Consider the following 16,579-nt stretch of genomic DNA (forward strand, 5'->3'; position numbering starts at 1 on the left):
GAGCTTACGCTGGTGCAAGTTTGGGATTAGGTCTTTTTCTGGGTTAAGACCACGCCTATTGTCCAATCGTTGTTTTGGTTAGTGGCCATTAGGTTGACTTGTTGTTGGGGTTGTAAGCCGTAGCCGTCTACCATTAGTGCGTAGTAATAAGCTGGGTAGAGGCAGTAGCCGTAGAGGTATTCGTTATTGGGGTATTGGCTGGTTAGAGTGGACCATTGTTGATGGCAAATTTGTGAATTGGCTTGTTCTAGTAGATCTTGATTAGTGAATTGGCCATCGAATTGAAACGGCTGGCTTTTTGCGAGTTCAGCCATACCGCCTAAAACAACCCAATGATTCACCGGGTTATTGGTCATTGCTGATTGTACTGTGCGGTTTACCTTATGGACTGCATTCATTAATGACGAAACATCACTTTCACAATTATAGGCATCGCCATTGGCGGGTTCGCCTGTGGGTAATTCATAGTTGTCAGCAAAACAGGTGGGTTCATCGAGGAATTGATGGGTCACTTCAGTTTGGCCAAGGCCTAAGAAACTATGAACAAATAAAGTCACATGACGGCCGTAGAGATCGATTTGTTGCAGATCTTGTGGATTGAGGTTTCCTGGGCTTTGTACTGGGAAGATAATTTGCACAGACGCACCACCCATGTCCATCACGCCGACTAACTCTTTGTCGTTTGATGAAAACGTCCCGAGTTGGTAATTCGCTGACAGCCAACCAAAGAGACCCTCTTCATTGCCAGTAATGGTTTTTGCGGCCTGTAATTTCCAGGTTGATTGATTGGCGAACCATTGCTGTAGAATGGAGTAAAATTGATGCTGTTTTGGCTGTGGCAGTAAACGCATGCCTGCGGTGGCATAGAAATACACAGGTAAATTCGTTTGCGGAGCACCGGAAAACAAAGTAGTCAGGTAGGCATCAATCGTCGGTTGATTAGCTTCTATGGTTGCAAACCCAGGTTTGATTTTTTTTGACCAGACTTCGGTTATATTCGTCGGGCTTTGCGTTTTATCGAGGTCGTAAGCATAAATATGAATGCGCGATCCGGTACTTCCAGCATCAACGACAGCGACACATTGGCGTTGCTGGCAATCCGTATCTGTAGCGTTAACATTGAACGTAATAACAAGAGCAAAAATAAAAGCCAGAATAACGCTGATCCGCATAAATCATACTCAGGATGTAAAGTGGCACGATGATAAATTATGTATATTTTATTGTCAACGAGCGCCATAAAAGAACAATTCCTGCTCACTTGGTATTACTAGCATAACAAGTTGGCTTACTATTCAACTTTCCATTTGTTAATTTCATCGTTACCATGCCACAATCCATCGTGTTAAACATCTCAATGTGTTGCTGCCTTAAAGTATCTAGCGTTTGTTGATGCGGAAAATGATAGCGATTATCGAATCCTGCCGAAATGACCGCAAATTTTGGCGCCACTCCTTTTACAAAATCAACTGAGGACGACGTCTTGCTACCATGATGAGGAACCACCAATAAACTTGCATTCAACGTTTCTCCGTAAACCCGTAATAAATAATTTTCAGCTTGTTTTTCAATATCTCCCGTCAATAATACTGCCCCTCCTTTTCCCTCTAATTTCAAGATACAGGAACTATTGTTTTTATTGCGAAATTTCTTCTTAATCGCCAGAAAACGAAATGAGATACCCTCCCACTCCCAAGCTGGGTAGTGATGGCAATTTTTGCCCCGATGATAAAAGGCAACATCATTAACCACCAACTCAGAAGATTTATATTTCTCTTCCAGCGAAGTCAGTCCCCCACGATGGTCTAAATCAGGATGACTAATGATTATCTTATCTAGCTTTTTTATTCCCACCGTCTCAAGAAAGGGCAGAATCGCAAGCTTAGCCATGTCCCCACCTTGATAAAACTTAACCCCGGTATCATAAACCAAGGCATGTCTGGCCGTACGCACAACAACCGCCAAGCCTTGTCCTACATCAAGCACATTAATCTCGACTTCCCCCACTTTGATTTTTGGGTATCCTGGAAATAAACTGGCAAAGACCAATGCAATACAAGCGGGATAAATTGCTCTGACAGGAAAAAACAAAATCAGCAGCATGGCGAACATTAAAGACAAAGCTGGCAATATATTGCTGAAGGAAAACTGCAAATTCAGCAAAGAAAATGAATCGATAAACTGAAGATAATGCAAGAGCAGCTGGATAGCTCCATCCACTGGGATAAGGAGAATGTGAGAAGGCCAGAACTGCACTAGACACAAACTGACCAACGACAATGGAACAATGACAAAACCAACCAGAGGAATAGCAAGCAAATTAGCAACCAAGCCATTGACAGCACCATAAGAAAACCAGAAAAGCGTCAGGGGCATCAAGCCAAACAAACACCCCAACTGCAAATAAAAGGTTTTTCTATACCCTGTACACGACACCCTTTGGCTTACCAGCAGAAGACTGGCAACGGCCAGGAAGGAGAGGTAAAAACCAGGCAATAGCACATCGTGGGGTTCGAAAAGAAGGACAGCGAACAAGGAATAACGCCAAGCTTGCCAAGCTGTAAAACGATAACCCAAAAAGTTTTTTAACAGAAGAAAAAAACAGGCAACCAACGAGCGTTGAGCAGGTGCACCAAACCCAGCCAGCAAAGCGTACATCAAAGCCATAACAAGTCCTGCTACACTGGCAGCTTGTATCGCTGGATAACGAAGACATAGCATACTACTTCGCGACCATAACCATCGCATCAACGAGAAACATAATCCGGCTACCAAACCGATATGAGCACCCGAGATAACCATCAGATGAGTCGTTCCTGTTCTGCGAAATAAATCCCAGTCGGTCTTATTAAGATGACTAGTTAACCCTAAAGTTAAAGCCTCAAACACACCCCGCACAGGTTGAGATGGGATCATGTTATCCAAAGCTGAAGCCAGATGTTCGCGCAAGCCCAGTAAGGTTTTTGAGGATGAAGCTCGACTTAATAGACGTGCGGTTCTTGGTTGGATATAACCTGTCCAGTTAATATGCCGCGCATGCAGCCAGCTAACGTAATCAAAGCTGCCAGGATTTCCTAAATTTTTTGGTTTTTTTAATTTAGCTTGAAATCGCCAAACATCATCCATTTTGAAACGTGGACAACGGTTGTAACAAGCGAGCAAAACGATTGCTTTCGCTTTCTTGCCGTCAAGACGATTTATTAAAAATTGAAATTGTGATTTCGCTGCACTGTTGGTAGGAATGGAAATGATCTTGCCTTCCAAAACCCCTTTTGGAATAACCTGCATATCCTTTGAAGGCATCCCCTGATCCGCCAACCACCATTGATGCGCAAAGCTCCAGACAATCGCAGCCATAAACCAACTAGCCATAACCCAGCGTGGATGTAAAATGAGTGTTAACACAAGAAAAAAAAGCGAGTAGAGGGATTTTGTATGAGCAAAAACAGTCCCTGCAAAAAAGCAAAGAATTTCCATATTTTTTCGTTGGACTTGAACAAAGGAGCTACTTTATATCAATGTTGCGTGGAGCGGCAATAGTTGCATCATGCTTATTGTCTATAATTATTCAATGAGCTCTCATAAAAAAGCAACATGCCTCTTTTTAATTTAAAAGCTAGCAATCGCTTGTTAATACAAATACTTAGCCTCATGGGAAAAAACAAATCATTTATTATTCTTCCTTTATTTTCATTTATTGTTACTTTTCTCTGTTTTATATTGTTGGGTTATATCATCGAATTAAGCACCCGAATTAATCAACAATACCTCAATCCACCTCATTATTATTGGTATCTGGAGCTGGCTAGTTTTCTAATTTTAGTTACTGCGATCGTGGGAATAAATACCTTCACGAATGCCCTACTGGTTTATATGGCTTATTTTAAATTATGCAAAAAACCCATTTCCTTTGCAAAAGCACTAAAGCAATGCTGGGTCCAACGTGCTGCTTTGCTATCATGGGGCATTTTTTATACTTGTGCAGGCTTTATCTTAACGTTGCTCGAACGTACAGGTAATTTCAATAGAATAATTTTTACCACAGCTAATGTGTCCTGGCATATTTGCGCATTTTTAATCATGCCTTTTATTGTTATTGAAAAACTAAGTCCTAGCCTTGCTTTTGAGAAATCTCGCCAATATTTTTCTCAGTCGGCCATATTGCAAGTAAACATTCTATTGCTTCTTTCCCTCTATTTATTACCGGTAATCATTCTTATCCATTTTACGCCCTATTTCGTTCCCCAAGAAATAATGAACGACATTTGGTTTTATGGCTTATTTTCTGGGATCCTAATCTGGCTAGTTTGGGGGAATAGTTTCAATGCAGTACTAAAAGCAGCATTTTATTTAAAATTAAATGGTCAAAAAGAATTCTTTTTTCTTAAAAAAGACGACGTTGATAAAATTATTAAGGATTAGCTAGGGAACGTCCCTATTTTCCATGAATCGTTTGGGGCTCTGGGAAGCTCACTCTAAGGCCTACCATAAATAGATTCGCTTCAGGTTCATAACGCCCAGTTAACAACGCATCGGATAAGGGCTCGGCATTAGTCCAAGTGACACTGTCGTATCGAGTATACTGGTAAGTAAAAAGATTCAGTACACGGCGTAAGTTGATTTGCAACGCCTGCCTTGAGCGCCCAACCCGTCAGCCATTCATCAAAATGACCTGTCACTCCAACATTGCCAGCGGTATTCTCATAGCTAATTGCAAATTTGCTCCAAGAAACCCCAGGTCCTGCAAAAAAACGGACGTATTCATTGTAATGGTATTCCGGTAATGCAAATAAGCTAAAACCATATTTTAATTTTTCCTCAGTTTGAACAGGCTCAGAAAAGAACCAATTCTTAATTGTATGTTCTGCCTCTCCTGTAAATAAATCAGCATTTCCTTCAATATTTAGGCCTATTTGATTGGTTAATAAAAAACCATAGCCTGCAGCTAATTGCCCATGAAAATTTGTATAGCCACTATGGAAGTTTTCAGAGGTAGCGAACGGGTCTCCAATAGGATAAGTCAAATTTTTTTCTACATTTACGGCATTAATCCCAAGATTAAGAGCGCCGTACCAACCAGCATTAACATTAAAGGGTAACAAACCCAGGCTGATTATTAGCGTAGAGTATCTATTCATATTTAACCTCATCTATAAAATACTTGGGATAGTGATCACATTGGATGTTTCACTGACACCACCGCCTTGTCTCACTACAGTAATGGAAACGCTAACTGCACGGGGGGTAGTAATATTCTTCACAATAAAGCGCTGATTGGCTTCGTCCAATACGAGTGTCGCATTTGGTAAACCATTCAGGACATAGTTCGTTACAAATTGTTTATCCAAGCTTCTGTAAGTTATAAAGGCTTCTCTCTTGTTCATTGGATTACGATCGGCCTGAAGTAAATACAACTGGGTGGTAATAGTGAAATTATTCGAGGAAACGTTAAAAAAAGTGGCTTTCGAGGATCTCACCATAATACGGGCCATTGAAGTAGCAAAGCTAGGAACGGTAACGTTCGCAACGCCGACATTAGGTGCACCTTGTAATAGAATATAAGGATAAGTGTTACCGCCGTCGATAGATAAAAGAATATCAACTATTGTAGCACTCACTGGTGGTAAATTTGTATTAGCCACAATCCAAGTAACTGATTGTGAGGTTCCTGCTGGCCAAGTTATCCCACCTGCTGTTGGATACGACACTAAAAAAGGACCTGAGCCGCTAATTGTTGTAACCGTGACATCTGTGAAAGCGTTACAAGCCCCCCCTGGATTATTCGCACGTACTGATACTCTAAATTTTAAAATTCGCGATACAGAGGGCAATACTTCCCAAGTAAACGGCCCCTTATTGGCTAGAGCAATTAGATTTGGGAAAAAACGTATGGAAAATACAGAAGGGAAAAAACTTCTAAAATTAGGTCCACCTACTGCCGTACTCACTGGTGGTTGCTGGGAAACCTCATTATTCATCTGCTCCCATGCATAGGTTAATACTTTCCCTGAAGGATTAGTGGCTGAAGCAATCAAACTAAAAGGCGTACTTGCTGGTATATAGGTAAAACCATTCGTACCAGTGATCGTCGGCGCAGGGAGAATAGGCGTCTTGACAGGGCAAGTATGGCCAGGACTAGAAATAAAGTTACCCATCTCTTGCAGGCTAATCCCATTAAAATAAGCGTCCGTATTAGCCTGCACGTTTGGTGCACAAATCCCTGCATAACCCATAATGGTACTGCCGCTTCCCGGTTCCACTGCTGTAGGGTCATTTCGTTCACAATTGTTATTTTGGACATGGTTAGCTCCAAACTGATGCCCCATTTCATGCGCCACATAATCAACATCGAACGGATCGCCCACAGGCATTGGTTGTCCTGTAGTTCCTTTTGCCTTTTCGTCAGCATCACAAACACTGCCTAAGCTAGCTAGTCCACTACCATCAGCATCCACAACATGTCCAATGTCATAATTCGCTGAACCGATGACCATATCGATGTTCGTTTGATTTTCCTCTATTAAACTTTTAGGATCCCCATGTGTGTAAGGTTGCGTATTCGGATCGGTGTAAATAATGTCTGTATTGTTCGCAATAAGTTGCATGGTTATTGCAATGTCGCGTTCAAAGATGCCATTAACGCGATTCATTGTGGTCACTTGAGCCGCAAGTGCCAAAGGTTTAGTCCCACCATGAAATTCAGTGTATTGAGCAGTCGCTGCCATGGCGAGACGATATTTTCTTAACTCGCAAGAAGCAAAATTAACAAAATGCTTGAATTGGCTAAAATCCTTCAGTGGTTGACTCTGACCTGAAACGCCACATTTCATTTTTTTGGACGTAATAAAATCTTTTTGATAATACACCATGTAATATTGCGTATTATTTCTTTCCAAAGGATCAATAAAAATAGTGTGCTTACCTGGGACCATGATCATCGCATGAAATCCGTGCGGGGTAATATCAAGCTTTACGAGCTCACCGGCGTTACCCAGGCCATAGGCATCATAGGTCTTAATTTCTGGAAATTGGGCGGCTAATTTAGGATCCATGGTGCTATTTGCTAGTACCTTATACCGGGGCATTGTCCCATCAGGATGAGGTAGTTCTAACAGAAGGGGGGCGCCTATACTTGGATTGTCTCGGTGAGGGACATGCTCTAATTCAGCATAGAGCTGATTAATATCAATTTCAACAATACGATAGCGCTTTGCCTGAATAAAAGGCTTAGCGAAAGATATTAATGCGGGATCTACATCCTTCACCACCTGAATAACAGGTTGTGCAAATAAAAATAAAGAAAATAGCAACAGAAAAACAGCAACAAACATCCGTGTCATCGCTCACATCCAATCAATGTCATTTTTGGCGGTCGGATTGTATATCAAGTAAAAGCATATTCCTAATGAAATTTGTTGCATCCATCTAAAATAAGACATTTGAATATTAAGCTAATAAAAACACTTCAAAAACGCTAGCAATACCAAGCAGATTCCAATAGGATAAGGTTAATGTCCGGGGGATAGGGATAGTTCTTCATGATTATTTCAGCTTTAAATGAAAGTGATAGAGACACGCGTGTTGCTATTACACCAAATGCCGTAAGGCATTATCTTAAAATGGGATTTGATATCACTTGTGAAAGTAATGCAGGTCAAGCATCAGGTTTTAGTGACACTGACTACGAGGAAGCAGGTGCCAAAATAATAAGTGATCGAAACACCTTACTGAAATCAACAAATGTTCTCGTATTGGTCAATGAACCAACTGTTAAGGATTTGGCTGGTATTTCTCCACAAACGCTGATCATTAGTCAGATTGATAATGTTTCGGATAGTGAGTTATTGATCTGGGGATGCAAAGAAAAAATGAGCATTTTTTCCATGAATCTCATTCCGCGCATCAGTCGTGCTCAAAGCATGGATAGCTTATCTTCACAAGCAAACCTTGCAGGTTATCGTGCTGTACTCGAAGCAGTAGCGCATTTTAAACGTGCCATTCCGATGATGATGACCGCAGCAGGGATGATTCATCCAGCAAAAGTGTTAGTACTTGGTGCAGGCGTCGCTGGCTTACAGGCAATAGCTACCGCTAAACGATTGGGGGCCATTGTCTATGCTTTCGATGTCCGTCGTGCTGCTAAAGAACAGGTAGAAAGCTTAGGCGCAGAATTTATCGAAGTAAGTGCAGAGCATGATGCAGAAACAGCCGGAGGTTATGCTGGTGAAACGAGTGAGGAATATAAACGTTTACAAGCTGAGCTTATCGACAAGTATGCGAAGCAGGTGGATATTGCCATCTCTACAGCACTCATTCCAGGAAAAAAGGCACCGATCTTAATCACCAAGAAAACGGTGGAACAAATGAAACCCGGCTCAATCATTGTTGATTTGGCAACGGCGCGTGGCGGTAATTGTGAGGTAAGTAGAAAAGATAAAATCATTAAACATGGTGAAATCACCGTGGTAGGCTACAGTAACCTTGCGGGTTTAGTTCCAGCCACTGCGAGTGAGCTGTATGCCACCAATTTAGTTAACCTTCTGCGTTTATTCGTTTCCGCACAAGGTGAACTCTCATACAACTCAGAAGATGAAATTATCAAACAAGCCATGCTTTGTTATGGTGGGAAATACCTCCCTTTCCAAATGGTCAAGGAAACAGAAAATGCCTAGTATTAATACCCTTACAAATCCGTATATCGCTATTCTTACCATTTTTGTGCTGGCTTGCTTTGTCGGTTATTACGTGGTGTGGAAAGTCACACCTGCCCTGCACACCCCACTCATGTCTGTCACCAATGCCATCTCCAGTATTATCATTCTTGGTGCACTTATCGCGGCAGGGGCTACGTTCACAGGCATCATTACTTTATTAGGCGGGGTGGCCATATTTATTACGGCTATCAATATTTTTGGTGGATTTGTAGTTACTCAGCGCATGTTACGCATGTATAAAAAATAATGTCTACAGGATGATAGCATATGACTTCTTTGTTTCCGTTTTTATACCTCGTTGCTGCTGTATGTTTTATTCTGGCTTTGAAAGGTTTAGCAAGTCCTGCTTCTGCTCGCCAGGGTAACTTGCTAGGTATTTTTGGTATGACTGTCGCAATTGGCTCTACCTTGATGATGCCATCCGTTCATCACCATTGGTTGTTGCTTGGATTAATTGTGGCAGGTGGAATTATAGGTACAGTAATAGCACTAAAAATCCAAATGACTGCTATCCCGCAGCTAGTCGCAGGCTTTCATTCTTTAGTTGGTCTTGCCGCTGTGCTTGTAGCTTTTTGTGCTTATTTGTCGCCAACGTCTTTCCATATTGGTAGTCCCGGTGCAATTGAGGTAGCAAGTCTTATTGAAATGAGTCTTGGTCTCATCATTGGGGCAATCACCTTTTCAGGCTCAGTTATCGCGTTCTTAAAGCTTCAAGGAATAATGTCTGGACAACCCGTGCGTTATCCTGGTCAAAACTTAGGAAATCTGCTGATTGCTCTCGCCATCCTTGTTCTTCTTGTTTATTTTATAGCCAGCCAATCCTTACACGCTTTTAGTATGATGGCATTGTTTTCTTTCTTGATCGGCTTTTTGCTCATTATCCCCATTGGTGGAGCTGACATGCCGGTTGTTATTTCCATGTTGAACTCTTATTCTGGTTGGGCTGCAGCCGGTATTGGTTTTACCTTGAGCAATCATCTTTTGGTAATTACCGGTGCTCTGGTAGGTGCCAGCGGGGCTATTTTGAGTTACATCATGTGCGTGGGCATGAATCGCTCTATCATCAATGTGATTTTTGGGGGAATAAAAGGCGGCACGAGCACTGCCACAGCCCAGCACGATAACCAACAAATCCATCAAGCCAATGGTGAGGATGCAGCTTTCCTGTTAAGCAATGCCAAAGATGTCATCATTGTGCCCGGTTATGGGATGGCGGTTGCCCATGCTCAGCACGCAGTAAAGGAATTAGTTGATGCTTTGGAGGATCGAGATATACGTGTGCGATTTGCTATCCATCCTGTTGCTGGTCGCATGCCTGGACACATGAACGTTCTTCTGGCTGAAGCTAACATTCCTTACGATCGAGTATTCGAGCAAAGTGAAATTAACCGAGATTTTGCCACCGCAGATGTTGCGTTTGTTATTGGGGCTAATGATATTACCAATCCCGCTGCAAAAACAGATCCAAACTCACCCATTTATGGTATGCCTGTACTCGAGGTGGAAAAAGCCAAGACCGTGTTGTTTGTTAAGCGCAGTCTCTCCCCCGGCTATGCTGGCGTGGATAATGATTTATTTTTCCGAGACAACACCTACATGCTTTTTGGTGATGCCAAAAACATGACAGAATCCATTGCAAAAGCCCTGGAAGAGATGTAGTGAGATCCCTTAAGTATCCCCGTATTAGCACTAATACGGGGCTGCTCCAAACTAAAATGTGAGAATTCCTCTACGCTTCGCCGCATCAAAGCTTGCATCTCCTTCGGGCTGAGGAAGCGCGAAGCGTCTCGAAGCCTATCCTGGCCTTTCCATGCCCCGACAAAATTCAATCTAATTGAATATATTTGCTACACTTAAAATGCCCTACTGACTACCTAAGATTATCAAATGCCCAAAATTATTATCCTCACACATGCTCCACAGCAGACTTTAGGCGATCCAAGTGCTGCTGCCAAATTACAGCAACTTTTAGTAGAAAAATTGGCTGAGCGTTATGAAGATTTGGTTGTTGAGGTGGTAGTAAATGTTAGCAAATCCGATGAAGAACCCGTAAGGAATTTATTTGGGCATGGAATGCCATATGAACTTATTGATGGAATTGCTACTTCAGACGGACAAATTAAGCTGAGGAAAGCGATTGACAAAGCAGATCTGATTATTAGCTATCCAACACCTCATTTTCTTGTCCCACCAGTCATTGAACTATTTAAAGATAGCATGAAACCCGTGATTTCTTTGACTGAGTACAACTTTGATATGGAATTTCAGCTTCTTCAAAAAAAGCGGATCTCGATAGTTCCAGGAACCTTTTTTCTCAGCTCCGGTGTTAGCGAAGGAAACCTGGGCATATATATTGAAAAATTTAGCAAACCCGCAAAAATTCATCCAACAGATTATGGAAAGTTGCCCAGTGATTTAATGTCAGAAAATAAGGAACTGTACTTTGGATATTTTAATAAGCTCTTTGATTCGAGAACTGGGGCCACACCAAGTCGATTCATTGCTTTCGCAATCAATAATTCTGATAAAAAGGAGGTGGATATTGTCCTCCCATTACAGCCCCAAGGTACTCCTAATGTAAGTTCAGAGAGCAACGTAAATGTCTTGTTTAGCACTGGTTTTATCAGGGAGTTAGAAGATTTTAATCACGTTTTAATATCCTATTTCCCACCGGAGCCATCCCCTCCTGTTTATTTAGCGTATGCACGGGAAGGAAACGACTTGGTTGTAAAAGAGGTATCCAGAGAAGAATTCGAAAGTCAAAAGAGCGTAGCTGATAAATTAATTCGAATTATCAATCCCTTTCCGTTACATAAGGAATCCATGAGAGCATTGGTTGAGGCCTCAGAGCCTGTGAATCTCATAACTGGCGACCAAAGTTTATCTGAAGCATTGTCTCTATTAAAAATAGTGTTTTATCAAGCCATGCCATGGAAGAAAAAATTTTATGAAGCACTCATAACAACTTCTCAAAAATACGCTAAGCTGCAAGAGTGGTTCAAAATGGTTGATAGCAAGACAAGACCTATTAAATCTCTGGTTGAATTTTATAAAAAAAATAAAGATATTTTACATGCTGAAGCTCAAGCTTTACTAAAAGATTTCGAGGCCAACAAGAATTTGTCTGTTCTTTTCCCTAATTATCTCGACAATTTTTTGCAAAGCAGTCCCTATGAGCGTTTTACACAATTTATAGATCACTTAAATCGACACCCGGAGTATTACTCCAATGTAAAAAATCGGACTGGAAAGGGATATACATTAAACAAAGGAGATCTAATTAATCATCTAATTTTTTATCTAAAGACAGCGACTTCTGCTGAGGAAAAAAATAAAATGTTAAACTATTTTGATTCTAATACGGATTTTCTAATTAAATTAGAAGATGCTGAAAAAGTTTGGTTCTATTCCGATGTGAAATCCCAATATCCTGACCTTCGCATCTCATTACCTGCCTATAACATTATAAAATGCTTAGAAACTTTAAATCCTTTAGAGGAGGATATTTTTGAGGTTAATACCTTCTCTCCTATCTTAAAGGAGGGTAAACAGTTACAAGAGTTAATGATTAGCTTAAGTAATATTGATTTCTTGGAGTTCGCAGATATCAGCAAGTTTACACCAGAAGATAAGCTATCAATTTTACAAAAATTAATGCGCTATAATGCTTTTAGTTATAGTGATAAGAAGGGGCAAGAGGGCGAAGAATTTTGGCTTCAATTTTTAGAAAATGAAACGGATGAGCACGTCTGGCGTGAAACATTGAAATTATTATTCACAACCCCTTGCTATAGAAGCATAGAAGACGGAGCTTCATTTGATATTTATAAGCCTAATCTCTTTTCTAGGATCAAAAATCGCTCCGAGTTAGTAAATATCATCCTGAATCATCCTACCGCATCAGTCATTTTAGCTGAAGAATTATTCCTCACGGACCAACCAACTATCGCAGCCTGCAATGTAAAAATGAATGAACTTGTTTTGAACTCCTTCTTTTCTATGGAAGGCACTACTGATACTTCCCGTTCGTTTTTCCGCCATTCTCCAGTGATGCAAACCTCATCAAAGGAAAAAGAGCTGATTGGTAAAATGCTGTCTGCAGAAGGAGCATTGCAAAGTGTTATCCAACATTTTCTAGAAGAAAAACTCGCTAACGACCCAAGAGAAATGCGTCGATTTAAAGAGAATTTTGCTGAGTATCTGCCACAACATTTAAAAAACTTTATTAGTGAAGAGAATATTTCACCATCTTCTCAAGTTTAATACGACTGCATCGACACTCTACTTTGTCTCATGTGCGCTAATTTGCCATAGCAAAAAAATAAAGGTATCTTAGTTCTTTTTTAGAAACTAGGAGGGTTTTTATGTTGCGGAAGCTTGGTTATAGCCTGTTTTGTGCGGGTACGCTGTTTAGCTCTAATGCTTTAGCTATTAATTACCACCAGCTGGCTATAGGGATGACTGTAAACTACGAATTGCCCCCCAACGAACCGCAAGAATTCATTAACTCCTGGTTCTGGACTATCACCTCAACTTGCATCGTTCATACAAAAGACAACAGTGATAATATCTTCATTGAAGTTTTAAAAAAATCAGGGAAAGTCAATGATATTCCCCTTAAGCAGGGAGATAGCCTGTATATGCCTGTGCATAATGGTGACACATTTATCATTATTGCCGATTCAGGCAGTAAAGTTAGATTAACCAACCAAGGGTTTAGCATCCTCTCAGCCAGTTGTTCCTCTTAATGATTAAGCCCCCCTCACCCTACCCCCCCGTGGGAGAGGTCGACGCGCGTAGCCGCGGCAGGTGAGGGAAAAGTCAGTTATCGTTACAGTAGCACCGGTGAAACCAGCAAATAATTAATGTTCACGTGTAGAAGAAAAAAGAATTTTTGGATAACGTTCCTGCGCCATAGTAAGATTGACTTTCGTTGGCGCAAGATATATCAACGAATCACTACCATCCAAGGCCAAATGGTCATGAGCCTTTATACGAAACTCATCCATTGCTTTGCCATCATCTGAATAAACCCAACGTGCACAAGTCACATTTACCGTTTCATAAATACAATCTACTTTGTACTCATGCTTTAACCGATGAGCAACGACATCAAATTGCAAAACGCCTACCGCCCCTAAAATTAATTGATTACTGTTGAGCGGTCGAAAAACCTGAGTAGCCCCCTCTTCCGAGAGTTCGATCAGGCCCTTTAATAAGGCTTTACTCTTTAATGGATCTTGCAAACGCACTAAACGAAAAAGCTCGGGAGCGAAATTTGGTATGCCTGTGAATTTTAAATTTTCACCTTGTGTAAAAGTATCACCAATACGAATGGTACCATGATTATGCAAACCGATAATATCACCTGCCATCGCCACTTCTGCGTGGGCTCTATCACCAGCCATGAATGTCAGAGCATTGGCAATTTGTATTTCTTTGCCGATACGCAAATGATTTAGCTTCATTCCTTTCCTAAAAACTCCAGAACAAATGCGTAAAAAAGCAATGCGGTCGCGATGTTTGGGATCCATATTGGCCTGAATTTTAAAAACAAAACCGGTAAAGGCATCTTCCTCGGGATTAACGCATCGTTCTACAGCAGCACGCGGCCTTGGTCCTGGAGCATGCTCAGCAAAGTCATCCAGTAATTCCTTAATACCGAAATTATTAATTGCTGAACCAAAATAAACTGGGGTTAATTTACCGGCCAGATAATCTTCAAGGTTAAATGTATGGGAAGCCCCTTTGACCAGCTCAATTTCATCGCGCAATTCCTGTGCTATATCACCCAATAATTCATCCAATTGCGGGTTATTTAAGCCTTTGATTTGCAAAGCATCTTGCTTTTGCATATTTTTACCTGGCTGGTATAAATAAACGGTATCTTGATACAAATTATAAATGCCTTTAAAGCGCTTACCCATACCAACAGGCCAAGTCACTGGGGCACATTGGATACCTAATACGGTTTCTACCTCATCTAACAGACTGATTGGTTCACGACCCTCGCGATCGAGTTTGTTGATAAACGTCATAATTGGTGTATCGCGCAAACGGCACACCTCCATTAATTTTACTGTTCTTTCCTCCACCCCTTTAGCAACATCAATAACCATTAAAGCAGAATCCACAGCGGTTAGCGTGCGGTAGGTATCTTCCGAGAAATCTTCGTGACCTGGCGTATCCAGCAAATTCATCACATGGTCATTATGCATAAATTGCATGACGGAAGTGGTGATAGAAATACCTCTTTCTTTTTCCATCTCCATCCAGTCAGAAGTAGCATGTCGATCCGCCTTACGCCCCTTGACAGTACCTGCGAGCTGAATAGCACCACCGAACAACAATAATTTTTCAGTAACCGTTGTTTTACCGGCATCAGGGTGAGAAATAATGGCAAATGTTCGCCTTTTGGAAAAATCCTGGTAAAAATCAGACATACTAAACCTGCTCATGCATGAGATAGGGCATTTTAAGAGAAATGGTAGTAACAGACAAATTCTAAATCAAGGCAGTTACTACTCTAACAATAAAACTGACGTTCATTTAGCGACACAAAAGGCATTTTTATGCCTTTCATGTCGAACTCACGCTAGTTAGTGTGCAGTTAATCCATTATTACAAATTTCATTAGCATACGTTTTAATTGCATCCATTTCTTTGGGTTGACTAAATAAACCCCACGCCGTCAAGCTTCCAGCCCCCACTCCTGAGACAGTGCTACTCGTTGCAACGGTGACGGCAGCCTTACCTCCAGTTACCAGACCAGACAGAAAAGCACCCGGTCCTGTCCATGAGCCTGCGGCAAAGCCAATACCAAAGCCAATCATTGCAACTGCACAAGTAATGGCGATTGTAGTTACAAGAGATATGATTAACTTCATTAATTGTGGATGCTTTTCATCTAAAATGAGTGGGTGCGGACCCTCTAAAATGATTTGACACCTTACAAGACAGCTTTTAAGCGCCTCTTGAATGCCAGTCGTATCTTGTTCCTTCGCTTTTTGTTCAACGGTTTGGATTAACTGCTTTAGCTCCTTATCGATGGCCTCTTTTCTCTGCGAGTCTATTCCAATCATGGCTTGTTCTAGTTTTCCTCGAGCCTCCACGAGAATTGATGGTCCATCTAGATTTTCGTGTATTTCTGAAGACGTAGTAGGGGCTGACGTGTGTTTTGCTTTATCTTCTAAATCACTTCCCGCATCTGACTTTGTTTCTTGAGAATCGTTGGTATCTGTATCAGGTAGTTGAAACGCTACTTTTTTCTTTGTCTTTTCTTGTTTTTGTTCTTTATTCGCCCCCTCTTCTTCTGAGGATATTTTAGAAGGAGATAATACCAACGTCAGCAACTCTTTTATCCCATGATTTTCTTTCGCTGAAGTAACCTGCGTTCTAGAGACCTTAAGACCTTGATTTCCTAGGTGTTCTTTTATACCATTTAATATTCTTTCTCCATCTTCCTTTTGAAGAGATTCACCCTTTGTGCCTACCAGAATAATTTCACCCTCTGGACTTTTCTGTTTAAATTCTGCTAACTCTTTGCACATCCATTGCAAGCGTTCTTCATTAATTGGCTGGGTTAGGTCAATACAATACAGGGCAAATTTTTTATTGGCATAACCAGTGGTTCTACGCGTATTCTCAGCATTTGTTTTGGCAGAGGTATCCCATATTTGTAAATTAATTTCAGTGTATTTCTTATGAAGAAAACCAATTAAAGATGTAGTTTTATATTTGTCTGAAAACGATTTTCCTGTGAGCGCCTTTGCAAGTTCTGTTTTACCAGAACCCGTTTCTCCCATCATTACAATTTTTACATCAGTCATACGATCCCCCTAGCCTAAATTTGGGGGCTATTATAT

Annotated in this window: 12 protein-coding genes; 6 read left to right on the forward strand and 6 right to left on the reverse strand. The window is 41.1% G+C overall.

From position 1 onward, the window contains the following. Nucleotides 1-26: 26 nt before the first annotated feature. Nucleotides 27-1,172, reverse strand: a complete 1,146-nt coding sequence (locus CKV79_RS08080) for an acetate and sugar kinases/Hsc70/actin family protein (protein WP_028374322.1) — start codon at nucleotides 1,170-1,172, stop codon at nucleotides 27-29. An 85-nt stretch (nucleotides 1,173-1,257) separates the two neighbouring features. Beyond that, nucleotides 1,258-3,477: a DNA internalization-related competence protein ComEC/Rec2 gene (locus CKV79_RS08085; RefSeq protein WP_028374321.1), complete on the reverse strand. Its 2,220-nt coding sequence runs from the start codon at nucleotides 3,475-3,477 to the stop codon at nucleotides 1,258-1,260. Between the two features lie 117 nt (nucleotides 3,478-3,594). On the opposite strand from CKV79_RS08085, the gene CKV79_RS08090 reads away from it, so the two are divergent. Further along, complete coding sequence (locus CKV79_RS08090; RefSeq protein ID WP_028374320.1) at nucleotides 3,595-4,422, forward strand: hypothetical protein; 828 nt, start codon at nucleotides 3,595-3,597, stop codon at nucleotides 4,420-4,422. 128 nt (nucleotides 4,423-4,550) lie between these two features. Here the strand turns inward: CKV79_RS08090 and CKV79_RS14005 are convergent, their stop codons facing one another. Together CKV79_RS14005 and CKV79_RS08100 are read right to left on the reverse strand one after the other, a co-directional pair. Beyond that, the gene (locus CKV79_RS14005) at nucleotides 4,551-5,138 is read right to left on the reverse strand and encodes an outer membrane protein (protein ID WP_231950072.1); all 588 of its coding nucleotides are present in this window, start codon (nucleotides 5,136-5,138) and stop codon (nucleotides 4,551-4,553) included. A 12-nt stretch (nucleotides 5,139-5,150) separates the two neighbouring features. Then, nucleotides 5,151-7,340 (reverse strand): reprolysin-like metallopeptidase, encoded by a 2,190-nt coding sequence (locus CKV79_RS08100; protein WP_028374319.1) that lies wholly within the window; start codon nucleotides 7,338-7,340, stop codon nucleotides 5,151-5,153. A 198-nt stretch (nucleotides 7,341-7,538) separates the two neighbouring features. On the opposite strand from CKV79_RS08100, the gene CKV79_RS08105 reads away from it, so the two are divergent. The 5 genes from CKV79_RS08105 to CKV79_RS08125 all read left to right on the forward strand — a co-directional run bounded on the left by CKV79_RS08105 (nucleotide 7,539) and on the right by CKV79_RS08125 (nucleotide 13,462). Further along, the gene (locus CKV79_RS08105) at nucleotides 7,539-8,672 is read left to right on the forward strand and encodes a Re/Si-specific NAD(P)(+) transhydrogenase subunit alpha (protein WP_028374318.1); all 1,134 of its coding nucleotides are present in this window, start codon (nucleotides 7,539-7,541) and stop codon (nucleotides 8,670-8,672) included. Continuing rightward, nucleotides 8,665-8,961 carry a proton-translocating transhydrogenase family protein gene (locus tag CKV79_RS08110; protein ID WP_028374317.1) on the forward strand — a complete coding sequence of 99 codons (297 nt, stop codon included), beginning with the start codon at nucleotides 8,665-8,667 and terminating at the stop codon, nucleotides 8,959-8,961. The genes CKV79_RS08105 and CKV79_RS08110 overlap by 8 nt, the downstream gene beginning before the upstream one ends. 20 nt (nucleotides 8,962-8,981) lie before the next feature. After that, the gene (locus CKV79_RS08115; protein WP_028374316.1) at nucleotides 8,982-10,373 is read left to right on the forward strand and encodes an NAD(P)(+) transhydrogenase (Re/Si-specific) subunit beta; all 1,392 of its coding nucleotides are present in this window, start codon (nucleotides 8,982-8,984) and stop codon (nucleotides 10,371-10,373) included. A gap of 567 nt (nucleotides 10,374-10,940) precedes the next feature. Continuing rightward, nucleotides 10,941-12,977, forward strand: coding sequence for a hypothetical protein (locus CKV79_RS08120; protein WP_154660325.1), 2,037 nt, complete (start codon nucleotides 10,941-10,943; stop codon nucleotides 12,975-12,977). 101 nt (nucleotides 12,978-13,078) lie between these two features. Next, a complete protein-coding gene (locus tag CKV79_RS08125; RefSeq protein ID WP_028374314.1) occupies nucleotides 13,079-13,462 on the forward strand; it encodes a hypothetical protein in 384 nt (127 codons plus the stop codon). 114 nt (nucleotides 13,463-13,576) lie between these two features. Here the strand turns inward: CKV79_RS08125 and CKV79_RS08130 are convergent, their stop codons facing one another. Together CKV79_RS08130 and CKV79_RS08135 are read right to left on the reverse strand one after the other, a co-directional pair. Continuing rightward, entirely contained in the window at nucleotides 13,577-15,157 is a 1,581-nt protein-coding gene (locus CKV79_RS08130; protein WP_028374313.1) for a peptide chain release factor 3, read from the reverse strand. Between the two features lie 156 nt (nucleotides 15,158-15,313). Beyond that, nucleotides 15,314-16,543, reverse strand: a complete 1,230-nt coding sequence (locus CKV79_RS08135; RefSeq protein WP_028374312.1) for a Rab family GTPase — start codon at nucleotides 16,541-16,543, stop codon at nucleotides 15,314-15,316. Between the last annotated feature and the right edge of the window lie 36 nt (nucleotides 16,544-16,579).

The organism is Legionella lansingensis (assembly GCF_900187355.1).
GTDB lineage: Bacteria > Pseudomonadota > Gammaproteobacteria > Legionellales > Legionellaceae > Tatlockia > Tatlockia lansingensis.

What these genes read in the sequence shown, in the direction of transcription:
- CKV79_RS08080 (WP_028374322.1), bottom strand. Translation starts at nt 1,172, where the DNA reads ATGCGGATCAGCGTTATTCTGGCTTTTATTTTTGCTCTTGTTATTACG.
- CKV79_RS08085 (WP_028374321.1), bottom strand. Translation starts at nt 3,477, where the DNA reads ATGGAAATTCTTTGCTTTTTTGCAGGGACTGTTTTTGCTCATACAAAA.
- CKV79_RS08090 (WP_028374320.1), top strand. Translation starts at nt 3,595, where the DNA reads ATGCCTCTTTTTAATTTAAAAGCTAGCAATCGCTTGTTAATACAAATA.
- CKV79_RS14005 (WP_231950072.1), bottom strand. Translation starts at nt 5,138, where the DNA reads ATGAATAGATACTCTACGCTAATAATCAGCCTGGGTTTGTTACCCTTT.
- CKV79_RS08100 (WP_028374319.1), bottom strand. Translation starts at nt 7,340, where the DNA reads ATGACACGGATGTTTGTTGCTGTTTTTCTGTTGCTATTTTCTTTATTT.
- CKV79_RS08105 (WP_028374318.1), top strand. Translation starts at nt 7,539, where the DNA reads ATGATTATTTCAGCTTTAAATGAAAGTGATAGAGACACGCGTGTTGCT.
- CKV79_RS08110 (WP_028374317.1), top strand. Translation starts at nt 8,665, where the DNA reads ATGCCTAGTATTAATACCCTTACAAATCCGTATATCGCTATTCTTACC.
- CKV79_RS08115 (WP_028374316.1), top strand. Translation starts at nt 8,982, where the DNA reads ATGACTTCTTTGTTTCCGTTTTTATACCTCGTTGCTGCTGTATGTTTT.
- CKV79_RS08125 (WP_028374314.1), top strand. Translation starts at nt 13,079, where the DNA reads ATGTTGCGGAAGCTTGGTTATAGCCTGTTTTGTGCGGGTACGCTGTTT.
- CKV79_RS08130 (WP_028374313.1), bottom strand. Translation starts at nt 15,157, where the DNA reads ATGTCTGATTTTTACCAGGATTTTTCCAAAAGGCGAACATTTGCCATT.
- CKV79_RS08135 (WP_028374312.1), bottom strand. Translation starts at nt 16,543, where the DNA reads ATGACTGATGTAAAAATTGTAATGATGGGAGAAACGGGTTCTGGTAAA.